The organism is uncultured Pseudoteredinibacter sp. (genome assembly GCF_947502065.1).
GTDB lineage: Bacteria > Pseudomonadota > Gammaproteobacteria > Pseudomonadales > Cellvibrionaceae > Pseudoteredinibacter.
In genome coordinates, this window is sequence record NZ_CANMYE010000015.1 from 1 (window position 1) to 17,974 (window position 17,974).

Genomic DNA, 17,974 nt, shown 5'->3' on the forward strand with positions numbered 1-17,974 from the left:
ATGGTGGGTCGTACTGGATTCGAACCAGTGACCAATTGGTTAAAAGCCAACTGCTCTACCAACTGAGCTAACGACCCAAAAGAGGCGCATATCTTAATGATTTAACGGCAAAAGACAAGGCCTTTTTTTGAGATTTGTAAGATTTTTTTCGCTGCAAAACAATCGCTTATGCAAAAGCTGTTCACGAGCCCCGATATAAGGTCGCATCTTCGACACTGGCATCGATAAAACCTTGTCTACGCAAACGGCAACTGTCACATACAGCGCAAGCCCTGCCCTGTTCGTCAGCTTGATAGCAAGACACTGTACTGCGGTAATCAACTCCCAAAGCACTTCCTTGCTGAATAATCTCGGCCTTGGTCAACTCCAGGAGTGGCGTTTGAATGGTCACCCTCTGCCCTTCGACAGCCGCCTTGGTTGCCAGGTTCGCCATCTGCTCGAAGGCGTTAATATACTCACCACGACAGTCAGGGTAGCCAGAGTAGTCCACAGCGTTGACCCCAATAAAGATATCCTGAGCTCCCAAAACCTCTGCCCAGCCCAAGGCTATTGAAAGAAACACTGTATTTCTAGCGGGTACATAAGTTACTGGAATGCCCTCGCCTTCTTCTTCAGGCACATCGATAGATGTATCAGTTAGAGCTGAGCCGCCGATAGTGCCAAGGTCTAGGCGAACCACCTTATGCTCTTGAGCACCCATAAGTTTTGACGTTTTCTCAGCGGCCTGCAACTCAGCCCTATGGCGCTGACCATAGTCAAAACTTAAGGTATAGCACTCATGACCCTGATTCTGAGCGATAGCCAATACTGTGGTGGAATCCAAGCCACCTGACACCAAAATTACAGCTTTTTTTGCAGTCATATAAAACTCTGATAAAACCCTTTCACAGCTATCTAGCGGCCACAATTGGTACAGCAACCTCCAAGGAGGACTCCTGCAACACATTAGCCGCATTATGAAGCTGACTAATTTCTTTTAATTTGTCCCAATGCTTCAGCATGGCTCGCTTAGTGGCCGCTTCAATTTCGGCCTTATTGACTGAGCTCAAGCGAGATAGAAAAACCGAGCCCTGCACGCTATTTAAATATTCAGCGCGCACACCCGGCACCTGTTCAATACCGAGCTGTTGCAATGCGTATTTATAAGCGGGAGCGGTTGTTACCAGCATATGCAGGCGCTCACGCCCTAGCATACCAACACCTTGAGCTACCGAATTAACCGTTACCCACTGTTGATCTTTTACCGGCAGGGAATCCGCCCCGTAAAAGCCCAAACGCAACCTCCCTACCTTAAGATCTTGCTTGTGCTGCAGATCTTCAAGCGTTAAATCTTCGCGCATCACCATAATTACATCGACCTTCGGCAATGACAAAATACGATGCGCGGCTTCTTCAGAACTAGGAGAATCAAACAGCACACTAAGGTCAGCTTTACCCCTTTCAATATCTCTTGCGACCCTGGCGTAAGGCATCACCTTTAGTTGGTACGCTTTGTTCCACTCACGACCAATATCGCGTAATAGCTCAACGTGCAAGCCCTGGGCCTTACCATCTTGCAGGTAGCCCCATGGGGCAATATTGGTAACGACCATATGCAATGAACGGTTATCGTCTACTGGCATAGACTCTGATACCCCCTGAGCACTCGACAAGGAGCCCATTAAAGATAAACAGATGACAGCAGTGAATAAATATGGACTGATCTTCATACTAGCAATAACCTACTTCAGGGCTGATAGCTTATAAGCGACAGCATCATTAGCGGGGACGCGCTTTAACTGGTACTAGATCCATCTGGTACGTTGCTTAGTGGCTAAAACCCTGGCTGATCTCCCCACAAAAGCTTATGCAACTGCATTTGGAATCTCACTGGCAAACGATCAGCTACGATCCAATCTGCCAAGTCTCGATGAGGCAGCTCCTCATGACTCGCAGAGAACAATACCTCAGCAACTCTTTCTGGTAAATTATATTCTGCTAATTTAAAGCGGGCCCACTCATAGTCTTCCCGACTGCAAATCACAAACTTGAGCTGATCATTATTCGTAAGATGCTCAATATTTTCATAGCGATTCCGATGGGACTCGCCAGAAGCTGGGGTCTTAAGGTCCATAACCTTGATAACCCTCGGGTCCACGCTGTCTACTGGCATGGCGCCACTTGTCTCTAAAGAGACTTCAAAGCCAGCGTCACATAAAGCGCTCAGCAGTGGCAGGCAATTGGGCTGCGATAAAGGCTCGCCACCGGTCACGCAGACGTGCTGAGCACCATAGGATTCAACCTTTTTCACAATCTCGGCCAGAGACATTTTTTCGCCACCGAAAAAGGCGTACTCGGAATCACAGTAATTACAACGCAAAGGGCAACCGGTCAAACGTACGAATACCGTACACAGGCCCGCGCTCAAAGCCTCACCTTGCAAAGAGTGAAAAATCTCAGTAATTCTTAACTGCTTGGAATCCATACTTCTCGCTGTGCAATTTTTAGCCAGACAAACAAAGGGCGCAGATTCTACAGAAATCTGCGCCCCTATACCAGCTCAATCCATCGCCAGCGCGACGATCGCTTCGGTGCTACTAGCGGAAATTCTTCGCTAGATAAGCCTTAGCTAGCTTGCCAACAGAACCACTGTCTTTTGCGGCCTGCTGCAAGTGTGGCATTGCACTGGCATTATCACCTAGCAAATGATATGCCTTGCCCAACTTAAACACGGCATCAATGTACTTATCGTGATCTGGGAACTGCTCTTTAACGATCAGAAAGCGTTGCTTGGCCTGCTCATAATCGCGCTTGATTAAGTAGATCTGCCCCAACCAATATTGTGAGTTTGGCAAAAACTTACTGCTTGGATAGTTGCTAATATGTTGCAGAAGCAGCTTTTCACCCTGATCATAATCTTGCTTGTGCAAAACCAAATCAATAGCCGCCCTATAATCTTGCAAATCACCCGCCGATACTGCCTGAGTTGCTGCAGAAGCAACATTGGCAACAGTACCTGGAGCGCTCACCAACGAACCGGGCGTACTAGTCGGCGCTGTCTTTGCTAGCGATGCAAGGCGGCGATCTAAATCCAGATAGTCGTCCATACGCTGCTGCTTGAGGCGCTTGAGCTCAAAGGCTTGTTCTTCCACTAGGCCACGAAGCTGCAACACCTCTTGTTGTAGCTGCTGCAGCTGATAAAAAACCTGGGCTTGACTGTCTGCCGAGGAATTAGAAACGGGGCCAGACTGAGAAATAGCCGGGCTGCGGTTATCAACAATAGGCTGAGTATCAACTACCTGAGCCTGGGCAAAGGATAGTTGGGCGGCAGATAAAGAAACCGCTGCAAGAGCAGCGGTTAAATATGGAGCTTTCATCAAAATAACTTACTTAAGTTCAACGCGACGGTTTTGGCCACGAGCATAATCGCTGGTGCCATCTTGTGCTGGACGCTCTTCACCGTAGCTTACGGTCTCTAGCTGGCTAGAACTAACACCTTGTAGCAACAAGAAGTCACGAACCGCATTGGCACGACGCTCACCTAGAGCCATGTTGTACTCGCGAGTACCGCGATCATCAGCATGGCCTTCCAAACGAACATTGTCGCCAGACGCTTTCAAGCGGGCAGCGTGGCCGGTCAAGGCTGTGCGAGACTCAGGGCGCAATAAGCTCTGATCAAAATCGAAGTAAAATACAGTGTCTAGCTCAGCGTATTGATCGCTGTTGTCGCCACTGCTTAAACCGTTGTTATCTGCAGTACCTGTGGCTACACCAGAGTCGGCGCCATTGGCAGATGCATTACCAGCATCACCTTCTTTAGTATCACCAGTGCTGCTACATCCAGCCATGGCAGCTACAATAATGGCCAAGCCCAAGCTATTTTTAATTGTTTTAAGTGTCATAGTTAACTCCCAATAATCTTTATACGCTCGCTGCGCAAAAATCAGTCAATTTAGGTACCGCAAAAAAATACAAATAATGTCGTGCAATCGGGCCCAAGCCGCTATTTGATGACAGGAACCTTCTTCTTGTTAGATAGCCGCCAATCTATTGGTCAGATATCAGACAATGGGATATTAAACCCTGTCACTATTACGATTCGATTATAGCTCTCAAATCTTCCTATGAATACCGGCTAAAGCGGCTTAGGTCAAGGCCTAGGCCACAAAGCTTGCACTTATTAATTAAAATATGGCGACCAAGCCGGTTCTCGAACATCTCCACGCTGAGAAGGCAGCCTAAACTTCACCCCGGCATCAAGAGAGACCGCCGCCAAAATACCCTTCCCTCTATGCCGAGTGGCATACATCAACATAGCACCATTTGGCGCAATCGTTGGCGACTCATCCAAACGTGTTTCGGTCAAAATACGTAGATCACCTGTTTCTAGATCTTGTGCGGCAATGTGGAAAATGCCATTTTGCCGATTCACGACCACCAAGGTTTTACCATCAGGTGATAGTCGCGCACGCGCATTGTAATCACCTAAAAAGGTAAGGCGCTCAACACGACCTGAAGCCAGTGTTTTCTGATAAATCTGGGGCTTACCGCCTCGATTTGAGGTGAAAATAATGCCCTTACCATCCGCTGTCCAACTTGCTTCGGTATCAATGGCAAAATGATTAGTCACTCGCGTTAATCGACGAGAGGCAATTTCAAGAACGTAAATCTCAGGATTACCATCTTTAGATAAGGTAATTGCCAGCTTCTTACCATCTGGCGACCAAGCTGGCGCACCATTGAGACCTTTAAAGTTGGTCAGCTGCTCACGCTTCGAGGTAGCCAGTTCTTGACGGAAAATCGCCGGGCGCCCTGTTTCAAAAGACACATAGGCAACCTGCTGCCCATCTGGTGACCAAGCGGGTGACAGCAATGGATCATCAGATTCCAATAACAAGCTTGGACGAGCGCCATCCACATCGGCACGATTCAAACGATATATCAGCTTACCTTGGCCATTACGGTGCGCCTCTACATAAATCATCTTAGTGGAAAAAGCGCCGCGAATCCCAGTAACCGCCTCATATACCTCATCACTGGCAAAATGCGCCATATCGCGCAGGCCTTTGGAGGTAACCGTCACATTCTTATTCAGCATACGGCGCTGACCCAACACATCCAAAAGCTGAAAATCTAAGCGATAACCATTGGTTCCCATTGCAGACAAACTTGGCTTAATAGAGCCAATCAATAAGAACTCAGCCCCCAAACGCGCCCAGTCACGAAATAGAACCTCTGACTCATCCTGCGGAAAGGACAGCATATCCCCTTCAGGGATCGGATCAAACTGGCCACTGCGCAGCAAGTCAGCCGATACAATATTGGCGACGTTTTCCGGTAAGGGGCCACTGCCAGCCCAAGAAAAAGGCACAATGGCAATTTTTGCTGGGTTATCGACGCCCTGTGTAATTTCGATGGTCAATTCCGCTTTGGCAAAGGCACTTATAGCCAACAAAAAAACTAGCGCCAATGATTTAATGTGTTGATGGATAGTCATCACAATCTCAAGTCCTTAGGGTTAAATACCAATCGTAATTGGCGAAAATTTCTTTCAAATACCGCCGGTGGTAATTGCTTAAGCTCTGGGAACTGCTCGGCTTTTTTTACCGCCTGCTCAGCAGAGCGATCAAAAGCCGCATTGCCACTGGATTTAACCACCGTAACACTGATCACGCGACCGGTAGGCACCAGCTGGATACGCAATTCACACTGCATGCCCTTGCGAGCGGATGCTGGGCGCGACCAGTTGTTTTCGACACGCTGAGCAATAAGGCCTATAAAGCTTTGGGCCACCACCTGATCTTCCTCGGCTTGCTGCTCGGCAAGCATAGCCTCTCGTTCGGCTTGCATCTCTTGATCAATTTGACGCTGCAACTCTTGTTCACGGGCGACCTGCTCAGCTTTTTCTCTGGCCGCCTTTTCCTTTGCCGCTTTCTCGCGAGCAGCTTTTTCACGCGCTTTCTTTTCTTTCGCCGCTTTATCTCTCGCCGCTTTAGCCTTACGCTCTCGCTCCGCCTTTTCGCGCGCTAAGCGCTTAGCCTTATCACGCTCTTGTTTTTTACGGCGCTCAGCATCACGGCGCTTTTTAGTTAAATCAATAACCTTCTGCTTAGGCTTAGGCGTCGCCTTTGGGGTAGCTTTGGGCTTAATTTCTACCAGCTTTGCCTGCACATACTTAGGAGTCACTCGGCGCTTTGGGGGCTCCTCACTACTTTCCCAGCCCCACAGAATTACCAGCAGCAACACAGCATGCAAAAGCACACTAATTAAAATTCCAATACCGCCAAAGCCGCCTTGCCGCTGCTCCAAACTTTTTTGATTAGCGCGCATTGCTCTCCCTTGGGGCTTCAGTCACTAATCCCACCGAAGGTGCACCAGCCGCTTGTAACTGGGTCATTAGGCCAACAACCAGACCATAATCCACATTATGATCACCCCAGACTAACACAGGGGTATTGGGTTTTTGTCGCAAAACCTTAGCAACCGTATCCGCAATTTGTGCGATAGGCTTGGCAACCTTGTCGTCTTTACCCAGGTTCAGATAATAGAGGCCAGCCTTATCAACAGAAACAATTAAAGGCTCATCCTGCTTTTCATCCAATGGGGCCGAAGGGGCTTGGGGCAAATCGACTTTGACACCTTGCATAAGCATCGGCGCCGTTACCATAAACACGACCAGCAGAACCAACATGACATCGATATATGGCACCACATTGATTTCCGCCATGGGTTTCTTTTTAACCCTGCGCTTCCAACTCATGGGAACACCTACTTAGCGTGCACTTGGCGATGCAAAATTGATGAGAACTCTTCAGCAAAGGTTTCATAGCTATTGCTTAAAGTCTCCGCTCTGGCCGAATATCGGTTGTAAGCCAATACCGCAGGGATAGCTGCAAATAAGCCCATTGCCGTTGCTACTAAAGCCTCGGAAATACCCGGTGCTACGGTAGCCAAAGTCGCCTGATGCACATTTGCCAAGCCACGGAAGGAATTCATAATTCCCCAAACCGTACCAAACAATCCGATATAGGGGCTTACCGATGCAACACTGGCCAAAAAAGGTAGGCTTTGCTCTAGCTTTTCCTCTTCACGAGCAAGCGCAACACGCATAGCTCGTTGAGTACCTTCCATAACCGCATCTGGATCCGCACTCACTTGCTGACGCAAGCGAGTAAATTCTTTAAAGCCGGCACGAAAAATGCTCTCCACACCATCAACCTTGCCGTTGGCAGAGCGGCTATTGCTCTGCCTAAACAGCTGGTTTAGATCGACACCCGACCAAAATTCGCGCTCAAATTGAACTAGCGCACGCTTAGCTTTGCTCTGGTATAAACCGCGCTGCACAATCATGGCCCAAGAGATAACAGAGGCTAAGAACAATAGCGCCATAACAAGCTGAACCAGCAAGCTGGCATTGGCAATTAAGCCCCATATAGATAAGGGTTCGGCAGAGTGCATCTTGTTACTGTTTCCTTATTGTGTATTAAAATTTCATTGATCGCCCAAAGCTTTGGGCGTTAATTGTGGCTTAAGCAGGTTGCAGACATAAGTCGGGCAAGCGGCCAAAGCCTTAGATAGCTACTCACATTTACCCAGGGCTTCCTGAATTACCCTAGGCATGGCTTTAGGCTTCATGGTATCTGCATCAACACAGGCGACCTTAACTTCACCCTCACAAAGTAGCTCATTGTCGCTTTGTCGCCATACCTGCTGCGCAAATACCAAATAGCTGCGGCGCAGCTGCACGACCTTTGCCGTTATTTTGAGCTCATCATCTAAGCGCGCTGGCTTGCGATAATTAATATTGGCCGAGTGCACCACCATAAGCTGCCCATCACCACCGACGGCGGCCTTATCAAAACCATTAGAGCGCATAAACTCGGTTCGCGCGCGCTCCATAAATTTCAGATAATTCACGTAATAAACAATGCCACCGGCATCTGTATCTTCGATATAGACGCGCACTGGCAAGGAAAATTCCCCGGATTGAGTTTCTTTCAAAATCTCTCCATCTTCGCCGACGAAAAGCCAGCAAAATTACTTGAACCAAAAGGCCGAAGTTTAGCCCAATGTGGAAGCTCTTAGTAGGGGAAGTTAAGGCAACAAAGAAGAGGAGGCTATAGCTGCCGTACTTTGCGACAGCTACGGGTTAATTTTTAGGCTCAGGCGGAATCATAGAAAAGTGCTTATAGGCGAGATCTGTCACCATTCGCCCTCTTGGGGTACGCACCATATAGCCCTGCTGAATGAGGTAAGGCTCTAGCACATCTTCAATGGTGTCACGCTCTTCACTAATTGCAGCGGCAAGGTTATCCACCCCAACCGGGCCACCGTTGAACTTCTCAATCATGGTCAGCAATAAACGCCTATCCATATGATCAAAGCCATGATGGTCCACATTCAGCATATTCAAGGCTTGATCAGCAACCTCTTTACTGACATGACCATCGCCTTTCACTTCCGCAAAATCTCTTACTCGGCGCAACAAGCGATTGGCAATACGAGGGGTACCGCGGCTACGACGAGCCACTTCATGGGCGCCTTCATCCTGCATATCGATGCCCATCAAGCGAGCCGAACGAGCCACAATGCTGCTTAAATCAGCGACACTATAAAACTCAAGGCGTTGCACAATACCAAAGCGATCACGCAGCGGAGAGGTGAGCAGACCGGCTCGCGTAGTGGCCCCCACCAAGGTAAAAGGTGGCAAATCCAATTTAATTGAACGCGCGGCGGGGCCTTCTCCGATCATAATATCAAGCTGATAATCTTCCATTGCTGGATACAAGACCTCTTCTACCATCGGGCTGAGGCGGTGTATTTCATCAATAAACAGCACATCACCCGGCTCTAGATTGGTCATCAGAGCGGCTAAATCACCGGCTTTTTCCAACACTGGGCCAGAAGTGGTCTTAAGATCCACTTCCATTTCATTGGCAATGATATTAGCAAGAGTGGTCTTACCCAAGCCAGGGGGCCCAAACACCAAGGTATGATCCAAAGCTTCGCCACGCTTTTTGGCCGCCCCAATGAAGATCTCCATCTGCTCACGCACCACTGGCTGGCCGACATAATCAGCAAGTGTTTTGGGGCGCACAGCCCTATCCACCACTTCTTCTTGCATGCGAGCTTGCGGGGAAATAATTCGCTCAGATTGCAGATCGTCTTTTTCAATCATGGTGATTCAGTTCTTAAGTGCCGACCGTTAAGCCGCCGGTAAATTCAAAGTACGCTTCAATGCTAAACGGATGAGATCTTCAGCACCGTTAATTTCTTCAGCAAATTGTTTACTGGTCGCCATAACCATTTTGCTCGCATCAGCAGGCTTGTATCCCAAGGCGACCAAGGCACTCTCCGCCTCCTCTTGCGCTGCATTAGAGACTTTTGCCGCGCTGGCAGCCTCTAGCTCAGCTAGCGGCATACTTGGCAGCTCCCAATCCTTTAATTTGTCACGCAACTCAATAATCAAGCGCTCGGCTGTCTTTTTGCCCACCCCGGGCACTTTTACCAAAGCGCTTACATTATCGCTCATGACACAATTGACGAGATCGCTGGCCTCCATGCCCGACAAAATCGCCAAAGCCATTTTAGGACCCACACCATTAATCTTGATAAGAATGCGAAACAACTCTCGATCTTTCTTTTCTGCAAAGCCGAACAACTGCTGGGCCGTTTCACTCACAGATAGATGAGTATGCAGTATCGCTTCGTCCCCGATAGCACCCAAACGATAGATACTGGTCATGGGCACCTGCACCTCATAGGCCACACCTTGCACATCAAGCAGCACTATCGGCAGCTGCTTTTCCAGTATGCGCCCATTTAAACGACCAATCATAAATCTTCCTTACTCGTTAACGTCGACATTTTCTTATCAGAGAATCTCAATAATCATCAAAACAGCCACTAAACCACACGCCCACGACGGTATTGGCGAGCATCACCAAGTTGAGAAAAGTGCCGGCGTGAATTGATATGACACAATGCAACAGCCAAAGCGTCAGCCGCATCCTCCTGGGGAACATCAGACAACTTCAATAGAGTTTTGGTCATATGCTGCATCTGCTGCTTATCCGCAGCGCCACTGCCCACTACCGACTGTTTCACCTTCTTGGCTTCGTACTCGGCAATTGGAATATCTCGAAAGGTGCCAGCCACAATTGCCGCGCCTCTGGCCTGGCCTAGCTTCAAGGCAGAACCGGCACTTTTAGACATAAATACCTGCTCCACCGCGATCTCGGCAGGGCGATACTCATCAATCACCTCCAACATAGAGTCAAAGATAATCTTTAAGCGCTCGGGTAATGGGCGATCGGCAGGCAGCCGAATGACGCCTGAAGACACATAGGCATTGCGGCTGCCATGTACATCAATGACACCAAAGCCAGTTTTTAGTGAACCTGGGTCTATACCCAACACTCGCAACGCTCGAGACATATCTACCAGAGTTATCCAAGTGCTTTGCCTTATATCTGTACAACTTGATATCGATGCATCTTTTAATCTATGCACACAATTATCAAGATATCAGCAACACACTGTTAATTTATCCAGTAGTTTCCCCGATAGCGGCCTCTGGGTCAATAGGAAGAATCATGGTGAAGCAACAACCACCACTTGCCGCATTTTCACAACGTAATTCACCAAAGAGCTGTTGGCTAACCTTTAAATAGGCGACATGAAGCCCCAAACCTGAGGTATCAGCCGAATCATGAAGCGTGTAAAAGGGATCAAAGATTTTGGCGCGATCGACTTCAGAAATACCCCTGCCATTATCTTCCACGGAAATGAAGACTGAATGCTCATCACTGACAGACACTCCCCAAGAGATATGCAACTGCGCTTGTTCAAAGTGGTTGCTATGCGCCCAATCTTTGGCCCAAGCATGACACAGGGCATTCTCGATGATCTCCTGCAAAACCTGATGCACGATATTGGAGTTTGAGACTATATTGAGCCCGGACTCTCCCGTAGTACGACAATGCACCCCTTGTAGGCGCTCATCCAGGCTTCGCAAGGAGCTATCAATTAAAGCATCCAACTCAAACTTCTTAATCACTGATACATTTTCATCCGGAGCCAATTCTTTAAATGTGCTCACCAAGCCACCAATGCGATCTATGTTTTTCCCGATCATTTCAAAACTGGTGGCCAAGGGCTTGCCTGTTTGCTGTTGAATGGAGTTGCTAGCATTAGAATGTAAAACTTCTGCTTGCTCTCTTAAGCTAGAAGCAGCCATTTTTATTACTCCCAGCGGCGTATTAATTTCGTGAGCCACACCACGCACCAAACGACCAAGCGATGCCATCTTTTCGCTAACCAGAAGCTTCTTCTGTGTCGACTGCAGCTCGCTCAAGGACGCCTCTAACTCTTGGGTTCGATACGACACCAAACCCTCTAACTCTTGCTGTTTACGTCGCAACTGTTTAACCCGCCAACGATAAACAAGCAACAACAGGCAAACAATTGAAATCAACGCGAGAAGTGCAAACCACCATGTTTGATACCATTTGGGCATCACCTTAAAAGCAATTACGGCCTGCTCGTTACTCCACAAGCCATGGCGATTACTTCCCCTCACCTGAAATTGATATTCCCCCGGACTTAAATTTGTATAGGTTGCCCGACGGTTTTTATAATCAACTTCAGTCCAATTTTCGTCATAGCCCAGCAGCCGATAGGCATATCGGTTGGATTTTGGAAACGAATAATCTAAGGCACTAAATTCAAAGCTCAGTGATTTCGAATGCGCCGGAAAACTAAATTTTTTTGTACTGCCATCAATTCTTTTACCATCGATAGTATAAGAACTTATATTCACCGGCGGTTGATAGACCCAGTGTTTATAGCGACTCGCCTTGAGCATGACCACCCCATATGGCGAGCCATAAAGATAAGTATCTTTTGCAGTTTTATCTAAGGAAAAAATCCAGCCGGATGTCATTGGCATGCCATCGGCCTCACCAAAACGCCCCTGCTCCCAAGTATTTGTATTTGCCCATTGCCCGTAAGCCCACCAAACGCCCTGATCATCTTCAAAGTGGTCTAGTTTTCCGTAGGATTCATCCAGGACCAATTCAAATATAGCCCTGTCAGCCTCAACAACACTGGCCAAGCGAAGTAATTTGCCACCTTTATACATATAAAACTGACCACTCTTTGAATCCCGAATACCAAGCGTTGAACCTTGCGGTAGGGGCGAGTCATCGAGCAAGCTTAGTGAAAGTTGCTTAGCTTTTGAGGAGTTTGCAGCAAGAAAGTATTGGCGGTCCATGCCGTTTAACCAAACATCGCCATTTTGGCGCTCATAGATATTCAGAATTGAATACTGTAAGGGAGAGTTTTCTTCTTCCATCATAAGAGGCGCAAAACTTTCACTCCCTTGTTTCTTTACCACCACGCCACGCTCACCAGCGACTAGCACATCGCCATTTGAACGGAAAAAGACATGTCTCAGCCTACCACCTAATACCCCATCTTGTTCAAAGTAATGTTCAAAGCTATCACTGTCTTTTAGATAACGAAAAACACCATTGGATTGACTGGCTAACCAAATGGTACCGTCAGCCTCCTGATCTATGGATAAAATATGAGGCCCCTGCAAAGCACCCTTCACACCAGCCTGGTGCCGATACGATCGGATTAATCCCTTTTTTTGATCAAAGACGTCGACACCATTACTTGTAGAGCCAAACCATACCTCCCCATCTGCCATAACTTTTACAATGTGAATATTGGCAACACTTAAACTGTTAGCCTTCTCTGGAGAAGGAAACAATAAGCGAAAGGACTTTTGACTGGGAACAATAGTATTGAAACCATGCCCTCGTGTACCAACCCACAAAATGCCCGACTGATCATAAAGAATTGATTCGAGCTCATCATTATCTAACGTTGATGCAACATTGCTATCGTGACGGAAACTCTCAATAAACTCAGCAGTCCTCCTGTCATATACTTGCAACCCCTTTGAATAACTTGCCAACCATAGTTCATCTTCTGTTACTGCCAATTCAGCCGTTGCCAAGCTACCGGCGAGGGGTTTTACCTGGCCATCAGGGTACACTCCATAGACTGCTGTGTTTTCACCGCTAACCCAAATTACACCATCGCTATCAGAGCGGATTGAAGAAACAGAAATATCATCAATCAGTAGCTCTATACCCGGAGAGTCAGCGTTACTTTTAAGCGCCTCAATCAACGCCTTTTCTGGTATAAACCCAAACTCATTCTGAGTGCCAAACCAAAGTCTATCGCCCTCTAGCCAGAGCGACCTAAAAAAACGTTGAGGAAGCAAAGCAAGCTTTACTGCGCTGAAAGTTCTGGATCTTGGGTCAAATAAGCACAGACCACTATCTGTACCCACCCAAACAGCGCCGGCCGATGAATCAGCAAAAGCCGATATTCGCCCACTGCACGCTTTTGGCAATGAAGCCTCCTCGATATTGAAAGCAAGCCATTCATTGCTCGAAACATCCCAATAGATAAGGCCTGCAGCTGCCGTTCCGGCAAATAGATCGCCCGCCCTCGAAAACCAGATTCTTTTTATATATTGGCGATTGTAGGATTTGAACCGTTGTTTATAGCCCTCTGGGCGAAGATAGTTATACCCGTCGAAATAAAACAACCCCCATTGACTGCCTTTCCAAATTAGACCATCAGGACCTTGGGCAATCGAAGTAATAACAGAGGAGCGCGCGCCATTAAGAGACACGCTCTGAAAATGCCTGTCACCTAAATCAAATATATCCCCAGCTCGGCTCATCTCAGCAACCAAAAACCAACTACAGAAAAGCCGTAGCAGGAATAGCTTCATTCAACTCACCCATATGAAACCCATGATATTTTTGAGTATAGGTGAATTTAAATCTAAGCTAGCTTGCAGCGAGCGTTTTTAATGGGGGAATTTAGTGATTAGGCAACAGCAAGAACGCAAAGCATTGTGTTTACTCGCGATCCCTCGATAGAACAAAGGGTAATTACTTCAAAGTGCTAAAATAATCTTTTGAAAGTCAGCATTTGGGTTGGCACTGCATACGTCATTGAGACTTTCCAGCATTGTGATAAGCGCCATCGTCTTTTGAAATTTATCCATAGCTAGTAAGACTTTAATCGCAGGCCCCATCACAAACTTCGCGCTTTCGGACTTAAAAACGTTTTTCTCTAAACTATCTTTTAGCGGAAAATAGCTTTCAAACTAGGTGACGATTTCAAAATTGATTGGAACTGGCATAAAAAAAGCCCCGCGCAGACACACGAGGCTTTTGTGAAGTCGCCGAGTCTTACTCTGCGCTTTCAGGCTTCTCTTTTAACTTCAGCTTAATGTTAAGCTCATTCAGCTGAAGCGTGTTAACCGCACCTGGAGCGTCAGTCATTACACAAGCAGCAGTCTGGGTTTTCGGGAAGGCAATCACGTCACGGATAGAGGCAGAACCTGTCATCAACATGATTAAGCGATCTAAACCAAAGGCCAAACCACCGTGCGGAGGCGCACCGTATTTCAATGCATCTAACAAGAAACCAAACTTCTCTTCTTGCTCTTCGCTTTCGATACCTAAGATTTCAAAAACAGTTTGCTGCATGTCTTGCTGGTGAATACGAACCGAACCACCGCCAAGCTCAGTACCGTTTAGTACCATATCGTAAGCTTGTGACAATGCTGCACCTGGGTTAGCTTTTAGCTCCTCAGGGCTGCATGAAGGCGCAGTAAATGGGTGGTGCAAGGCTGTCCAGCCGCCTTCAATTTCTTCAAACATTGGGAAATCAACAACCCAAAGCGGGGCCCACTCGCTGGTGTATAGATTTAAGTCTTCACCCAATTTGCAGCGTAATGCGCCCAAAGCCTCACTAACAACCTTCGCCTTATCAGCACCGAAGAATACGATATCGCCATTCTTCGCACCGGTTCGCTCCATGACATTCATGGTCACTTCATCGCCCAAGAACTTAATAATAGGCGACTGCAGACCTTCGATGCCTTTTTCGATCTCATTAACTTTGATCCAAGCTAGACCTTTGGCACCGTAGATGCCTACGAACTTGGTGTAGTCATCAATTTGCTTACGAGATAGCTGAGCACCACCATCCACTTTTAGCGCCGTTACGCGGCAAGATGGATCATTGGCTGGGCCTGCAAAAACCTTAAACTCAATATCTTTAAGTAGGTCTTTGATTTCAACAAGCTGCTGCGGAATACGTAAATCTGGCTTATCTGAGCCGTACTTTTCCATTGCTTCAGAAAATGGCATACGTGGGAACTCACCCAAATCAACGCCTTTTACATCTTGGAACAGCTTACGAATCATGCCTTCAGTTACCGACATAATTTCCTCTTCGCTCATGAAAGAGGTTTCCAAATCGATCTGAGTAAATTCAGGCTGACGATCGGCACGCAAATCTTCATCACGGAAGCACTTGGCAATCTGATAGTAGCGATCAAAACCCGAAACCATCAGCAGCTGCTTAAATAGCTGTGGTGATTGCGGCAATGCGAAGAATTTACCGTCGTGGGTACGTGAAGGCACCAAGTAATCACGCGCACCTTCTGGTGTTGCACGAGTTAGAATCGGCGTCTCAATATCTAAAAAGCCATTATCATCAAGGTAGTTACGGATGGCGGTAGTTACCTTTGAGCGCAAACGCAGATTGTTTTGCATCTCATCGCGACGCAAGTCCAAGTAGCGGTACTTCAAGCGAACATCTTCACCCACATTGGTGTACTCATCCATCTGGAAAGGTACTGGGGCAGATTCATTCAGAATTTCCAACTCGGTGCCGTAGACTTCAATCTCACCGGTCGCCATATTGCTGTTTACTGTTTCTGGGCTACGGGCACGGACCTTACCTTTTACCTGCAGTACAAACTCACTACGCACACGCTCTGCACGGCTGAAATCATCCTGACCATCAGGGTCAAATACCACCTGTACAATACCCTCACGATCACGCAGATCGATAAAGATAACGCCACCATGATCACGGCGGGTGTCGACCCAGCCACACAAGGTTACTTCTTGATCAATGTGTGAGGCGTTTAGAGTGCCTCCGTAAATAGAACGCATGTTGCTTTCCTGTAAGTTCGGCTTTTGGCCTAGGTTAAATTGCTGTAAACGTCTCGGCTTTGCAGCCTTTAATCAGAACCAGATGCTTGGGCACTGTCGCCAGCTAGGTTCTTCTTTTTGCCGGATTTAAAGTCAGTCTCGTACCAGCCGCTGCCTTTTAGGCGAAAGCCAGCTGCAGATATTTGCTTTTGCAACTGCGGCTGCTGACAGGCTGGACAGTCTTTTAAGGGCTCATCGCTGAGCTTTTGCAGAGCCTCCATTTGGTGCCCACATTCCTGGCACTGATACTCATAAATCGGCATAAATCTCTTTCATCGGCCAAGCGGCCAATTTCCTCTAACAATAACGACTTGCTGATGCTTTTTGCTGGGCCTTGTTCCGGCACAGACAAATGGCCAGGCTCTGTTTAGCTGGCCCCGCTCAAAAAGCCGGCAATTATACCCCAGCATAACGCGCTGACAAACACCCAAATGGGCTGATTTGCCCTTAAAAGCCAATTCAGCGATGGCTTTTTGGGCGGCTTGCGCAACGATGGAGTTTTGGATCTCGCTGGCCAATTATTCACCCTAGGTTAAGACTAGCGGGCATGAGCGGATGCAGATACCGCTTAATATCAAATAAATGCGGTTTTAAGCACATTTATGGTTGCTAGGGCCGTTTGAATACTATATATATAGGCTCAACCGCTTAGGCGGTGCATTAAAGACTGTATATATAGGCTTTTTTGACTCTCTAAGACCTGCTTAGAATCCAACAAAGCCTAAATGATAAATAAGATACCCAAATATTATAAAGGAACGGATTATGGCTGCTCGCAAACCTGCTAAGAAGGCCCCAGCTAAAAAAGCTGCTGCGCCAGAGCGTAAAATTAAAGCGGTGAAGGAACGCTACAACAAGACTCAAATCCTTACTCAAATCGCCGAAAATACTGAACTGAGCAAAAAACAGGTATCCGCTGTACTGGAAGAGCTGTCAGCAGTAATCGAAGGTCACATCAAAAAGCGCGCCTGCGGTGAATTCGTTCTACCAGGCCTGATGAAAATCACCACTGTGAAAAAGCCAGCCAAGAAAGCTCGCAAGGGTATCAACCCATTCACTGGTGAAGAAACCATGTTTAAAGCTAAGCCAGCTTCAATCCAGGTGAAAGTTCGCCCACTGAAGAAGCTAAAAGAGATGGCCGAATAAGCCATTTGCTTTAATTAGCTAGAACAAAAAAACCGGCCTAGGCCGGTTTTTTGTGTCTTCGCAATTAGTTGTGCTGCGTAATTCTAGCTCAGCCAGCTCTCAGACCAACGCTATCGACCATATTGCGCTTGAGCATCTTCAAACTCACGGCGAGCCTGATACACCTCTTCGTGCAAATCACGAATTCGATCCTTTTCTCGGTACAAGTCGCGCTTTAAATCTTCGATTTGGTTATATAACTGGCGACGTCTATCTGCAGCTGTCTTGTCATCCAACAGCTCTTGCTCGCGACTGCGAATATCTCGCTCAATACGATCAATACTATTTTCCGCACTGTTGAGCTCGGATTCAGCACGATTAAATCGCTGCTCAGCCCGAAACACGATACGGCCTTCTTCATAAGGGCCTACAAAAGCCGGCTCTAAATCAGCAGGACAAACCCCTTTATAGATATAACCTCTTCTGCCCGCCTGGAATGCTGAGGCAGGCTGGCAAAAATCTTTCAAACCGATGTTTCGACCGTATTTATAACGCTCTAGGTCCACCTTGATCGCATGTTTGGCGCAATCTTCTCGATAGTCGCCCACTTTCTCTAGGCCTTTACCAATCACCCCATCTTCAAATCCAATGGCCTCCCAATCCGCATTCATACATTCTTCTTGGGATAGACCTGAGCAGGACGCCAATACCAATACACTGCAGATCAACAAAAATCGCGCCATCTGAGAATTCCTTATTATTCGATTGAT

The 17,974-nt window shown here is 47.4% G+C and carries 18 protein-coding genes and 1 tRNA gene; 1 reads left to right on the forward strand and 18 read right to left on the reverse strand.

The features are described from left to right. Window position 1: 1 nt before the first annotated feature. From Q1A41_RS19475 to Q1A41_RS19555, 17 genes are all read right to left on the reverse strand, one after another. Window positions 2–77, reverse strand: a tRNA-Lys gene (locus Q1A41_RS19475). Between the two features lie 104 nt (window positions 78–181). Beyond that, entirely contained in the window at window positions 182–862 is a 681-nt protein-coding gene (gene queC / locus Q1A41_RS19480; RefSeq protein ID WP_299982602.1) for a 7-cyano-7-deazaguanine synthase QueC, read from the reverse strand. A gap of 28 nt (window positions 863–890) precedes the next feature. Then, window positions 891–1,709: a transporter substrate-binding domain-containing protein gene (locus Q1A41_RS19485; protein WP_299982605.1), complete on the reverse strand. Its 819-nt coding sequence runs from the start codon at window positions 1,707–1,709 to the stop codon at window positions 891–893. A gap of 104 nt (window positions 1,710–1,813) precedes the next feature. After that, window positions 1,814–2,464 carry a 7-carboxy-7-deazaguanine synthase QueE gene (gene queE / locus Q1A41_RS19490; RefSeq protein WP_299982608.1) on the reverse strand — a complete coding sequence of 217 codons (651 nt, stop codon included), beginning with the start codon at window positions 2,462–2,464 and terminating at the stop codon, window positions 1,814–1,816. Between the two features lie 112 nt (window positions 2,465–2,576). Further along, window positions 2,577–3,356, reverse strand: a complete 780-nt coding sequence (locus tag Q1A41_RS19495) for a YbgF trimerization domain-containing protein (RefSeq protein ID WP_299982611.1) — start codon at window positions 3,354–3,356, stop codon at window positions 2,577–2,579. A 9-nt stretch (window positions 3,357–3,365) separates the two neighbouring features. Beyond that, on the reverse strand, window positions 3,366–3,881 hold the full coding sequence (locus Q1A41_RS19500; protein ID WP_299982614.1) for an OmpA family protein: 516 nt from the start codon (window positions 3,879–3,881) through the stop codon (window positions 3,366–3,368). Between the two features lie 278 nt (window positions 3,882–4,159). Continuing rightward, window positions 4,160–5,476 (reverse strand): Tol-Pal system beta propeller repeat protein TolB, encoded by a 1,317-nt coding sequence (tolB, locus tag Q1A41_RS19505; RefSeq protein ID WP_299982617.1) that lies wholly within the window; start codon window positions 5,474–5,476, stop codon window positions 4,160–4,162. Then, window positions 5,476–6,309: a cell envelope integrity protein TolA gene (gene tolA, locus Q1A41_RS19510; protein ID WP_299982620.1), complete on the reverse strand. Its 834-nt coding sequence runs from the start codon at window positions 6,307–6,309 to the stop codon at window positions 5,476–5,478. The genes tolB and tolA overlap by 1 nt, the downstream gene beginning before the upstream one ends. Beyond that, window positions 6,299–6,739 carry a protein TolR gene (tolR, locus tag Q1A41_RS19515; RefSeq protein WP_299982623.1) on the reverse strand — a complete coding sequence of 147 codons (441 nt, stop codon included), beginning with the start codon at window positions 6,737–6,739 and terminating at the stop codon, window positions 6,299–6,301. The genes tolA and tolR overlap by 11 nt, the downstream gene beginning before the upstream one ends. Window positions 6,740–6,747: 8 nt before the next feature. Further along, entirely contained in the window at window positions 6,748–7,437 is a 690-nt protein-coding gene (tolQ, locus tag Q1A41_RS19520; RefSeq protein WP_299982626.1) for a protein TolQ, read from the reverse strand. Between the two features lie 120 nt (window positions 7,438–7,557). After that, window positions 7,558–7,980, reverse strand: a complete 423-nt coding sequence (gene ybgC / locus Q1A41_RS19525) for a tol-pal system-associated acyl-CoA thioesterase (RefSeq protein ID WP_299982629.1) — start codon at window positions 7,978–7,980, stop codon at window positions 7,558–7,560. Between the two features lie 148 nt (window positions 7,981–8,128). Continuing rightward, window positions 8,129–9,157, reverse strand: a complete 1,029-nt coding sequence (gene ruvB, locus Q1A41_RS19530; RefSeq protein WP_299982632.1) for a Holliday junction branch migration DNA helicase RuvB — start codon at window positions 9,155–9,157, stop codon at window positions 8,129–8,131. A gap of 27 nt (window positions 9,158–9,184) precedes the next feature. Then, a complete protein-coding gene (ruvA, locus tag Q1A41_RS19535) occupies window positions 9,185–9,817 on the reverse strand; it encodes a Holliday junction branch migration protein RuvA (RefSeq protein ID WP_299982635.1) in 633 nt (210 codons plus the stop codon). A 68-nt stretch (window positions 9,818–9,885) separates the two neighbouring features. Next, window positions 9,886–10,416 (reverse strand): crossover junction endodeoxyribonuclease RuvC, encoded by a 531-nt coding sequence (ruvC, locus tag Q1A41_RS19540; RefSeq protein ID WP_299982637.1) that lies wholly within the window; start codon window positions 10,414–10,416, stop codon window positions 9,886–9,888. Window positions 10,417–10,525: 109 nt separating this feature from the next. After that, a complete protein-coding gene (locus Q1A41_RS19545) occupies window positions 10,526–13,795 on the reverse strand; it encodes a sensor histidine kinase (RefSeq protein ID WP_299982640.1) in 3,270 nt (1,089 codons plus the stop codon). A 466-nt stretch (window positions 13,796–14,261) separates the two neighbouring features. Then, window positions 14,262–16,040, reverse strand: a complete 1,779-nt coding sequence (gene aspS / locus Q1A41_RS19550; RefSeq protein WP_299982642.1) for an aspartate--tRNA ligase — start codon at window positions 16,038–16,040, stop codon at window positions 14,262–14,264. Window positions 16,041–16,108: 68 nt separating this feature from the next. Next, window positions 16,109–16,342 (reverse strand): zinc ribbon domain-containing protein, encoded by a 234-nt coding sequence (locus Q1A41_RS19555; RefSeq protein WP_299982645.1) that lies wholly within the window; start codon window positions 16,340–16,342, stop codon window positions 16,109–16,111. Between the two features lie 502 nt (window positions 16,343–16,844). On the opposite strand from Q1A41_RS19555, the gene Q1A41_RS19560 reads away from it, so the two are divergent. Next, window positions 16,845–17,225: an HU family DNA-binding protein gene (locus Q1A41_RS19560; RefSeq protein ID WP_299776326.1), complete on the forward strand. Its 381-nt coding sequence runs from the start codon at window positions 16,845–16,847 to the stop codon at window positions 17,223–17,225. 110 nt (window positions 17,226–17,335) lie between these two features. On the opposite strand, the gene Q1A41_RS19565 is transcribed toward Q1A41_RS19560, so the two are convergent. Then, complete coding sequence (locus tag Q1A41_RS19565; protein WP_299982648.1) at window positions 17,336–17,947, reverse strand: DUF2799 domain-containing protein; 612 nt, start codon at window positions 17,945–17,947, stop codon at window positions 17,336–17,338. Window positions 17,948–17,974: the final 27 nt, after the last annotated feature.

Bases quoted from the DNA above. Each gene is read 5' to 3' on its own strand.
- aspS (WP_299982642.1), bottom strand. From the start codon at position 16,040: ATGCGTTCTATTTACGGAGGCACTCTAAACGCCTCACACATTGATCAA.
- tolB (WP_299982617.1), bottom strand. From the start codon at position 5,476: ATGACTATCCATCAACACATTAAATCATTGGCGCTAGTTTTTTTGTTG.
- Q1A41_RS19545 (WP_299982640.1), bottom strand. From the start codon at position 13,795: ATGAAGCTATTCCTGCTACGGCTTTTCTGTAGTTGGTTTTTGGTTGCT.
- Q1A41_RS19495 (WP_299982611.1), bottom strand. From the start codon at position 3,356: ATGAAAGCTCCATATTTAACCGCTGCTCTTGCAGCGGTTTCTTTATCT.
- Q1A41_RS19555 (WP_299982645.1), bottom strand. From the start codon at position 16,342: ATGCCGATTTATGAGTATCAGTGCCAGGAATGTGGGCACCAAATGGAG.
- tolA (WP_299982620.1), bottom strand. From the start codon at position 6,309: ATGCGCGCTAATCAAAAAAGTTTGGAGCAGCGGCAAGGCGGCTTTGGC.
- Q1A41_RS19560 (WP_299776326.1), top strand. From the start codon at position 16,845: ATGGCTGCTCGCAAACCTGCTAAGAAGGCCCCAGCTAAAAAAGCTGCT.
- Q1A41_RS19500 (WP_299982614.1), bottom strand. From the start codon at position 3,881: ATGACACTTAAAACAATTAAAAATAGCTTGGGCTTGGCCATTATTGTA.
- Q1A41_RS19485 (WP_299982605.1), bottom strand. From the start codon at position 1,709: ATGAAGATCAGTCCATATTTATTCACTGCTGTCATCTGTTTATCTTTA.
- ruvC (WP_299982637.1), bottom strand. From the start codon at position 10,416: ATGTCTCGAGCGTTGCGAGTGTTGGGTATAGACCCAGGTTCACTAAAA.
- tolR (WP_299982623.1), bottom strand. From the start codon at position 6,739: ATGAGTTGGAAGCGCAGGGTTAAAAAGAAACCCATGGCGGAAATCAAT.
- ruvA (WP_299982635.1), bottom strand. From the start codon at position 9,817: ATGATTGGTCGTTTAAATGGGCGCATACTGGAAAAGCAGCTGCCGATA.
- Q1A41_RS19565 (WP_299982648.1), bottom strand. From the start codon at position 17,947: ATGGCGCGATTTTTGTTGATCTGCAGTGTATTGGTATTGGCGTCCTGC.
- ruvB (WP_299982632.1), bottom strand. From the start codon at position 9,157: ATGATTGAAAAAGACGATCTGCAATCTGAGCGAATTATTTCCCCGCAA.
- queE (WP_299982608.1), bottom strand. From the start codon at position 2,464: ATGGATTCCAAGCAGTTAAGAATTACTGAGATTTTTCACTCTTTGCAA.
- queC (WP_299982602.1), bottom strand. From the start codon at position 862: ATGACTGCAAAAAAAGCTGTAATTTTGGTGTCAGGTGGCTTGGATTCC.
- tolQ (WP_299982626.1), bottom strand. From the start codon at position 7,437: ATGCACTCTGCCGAACCCTTATCTATATGGGGCTTAATTGCCAATGCC.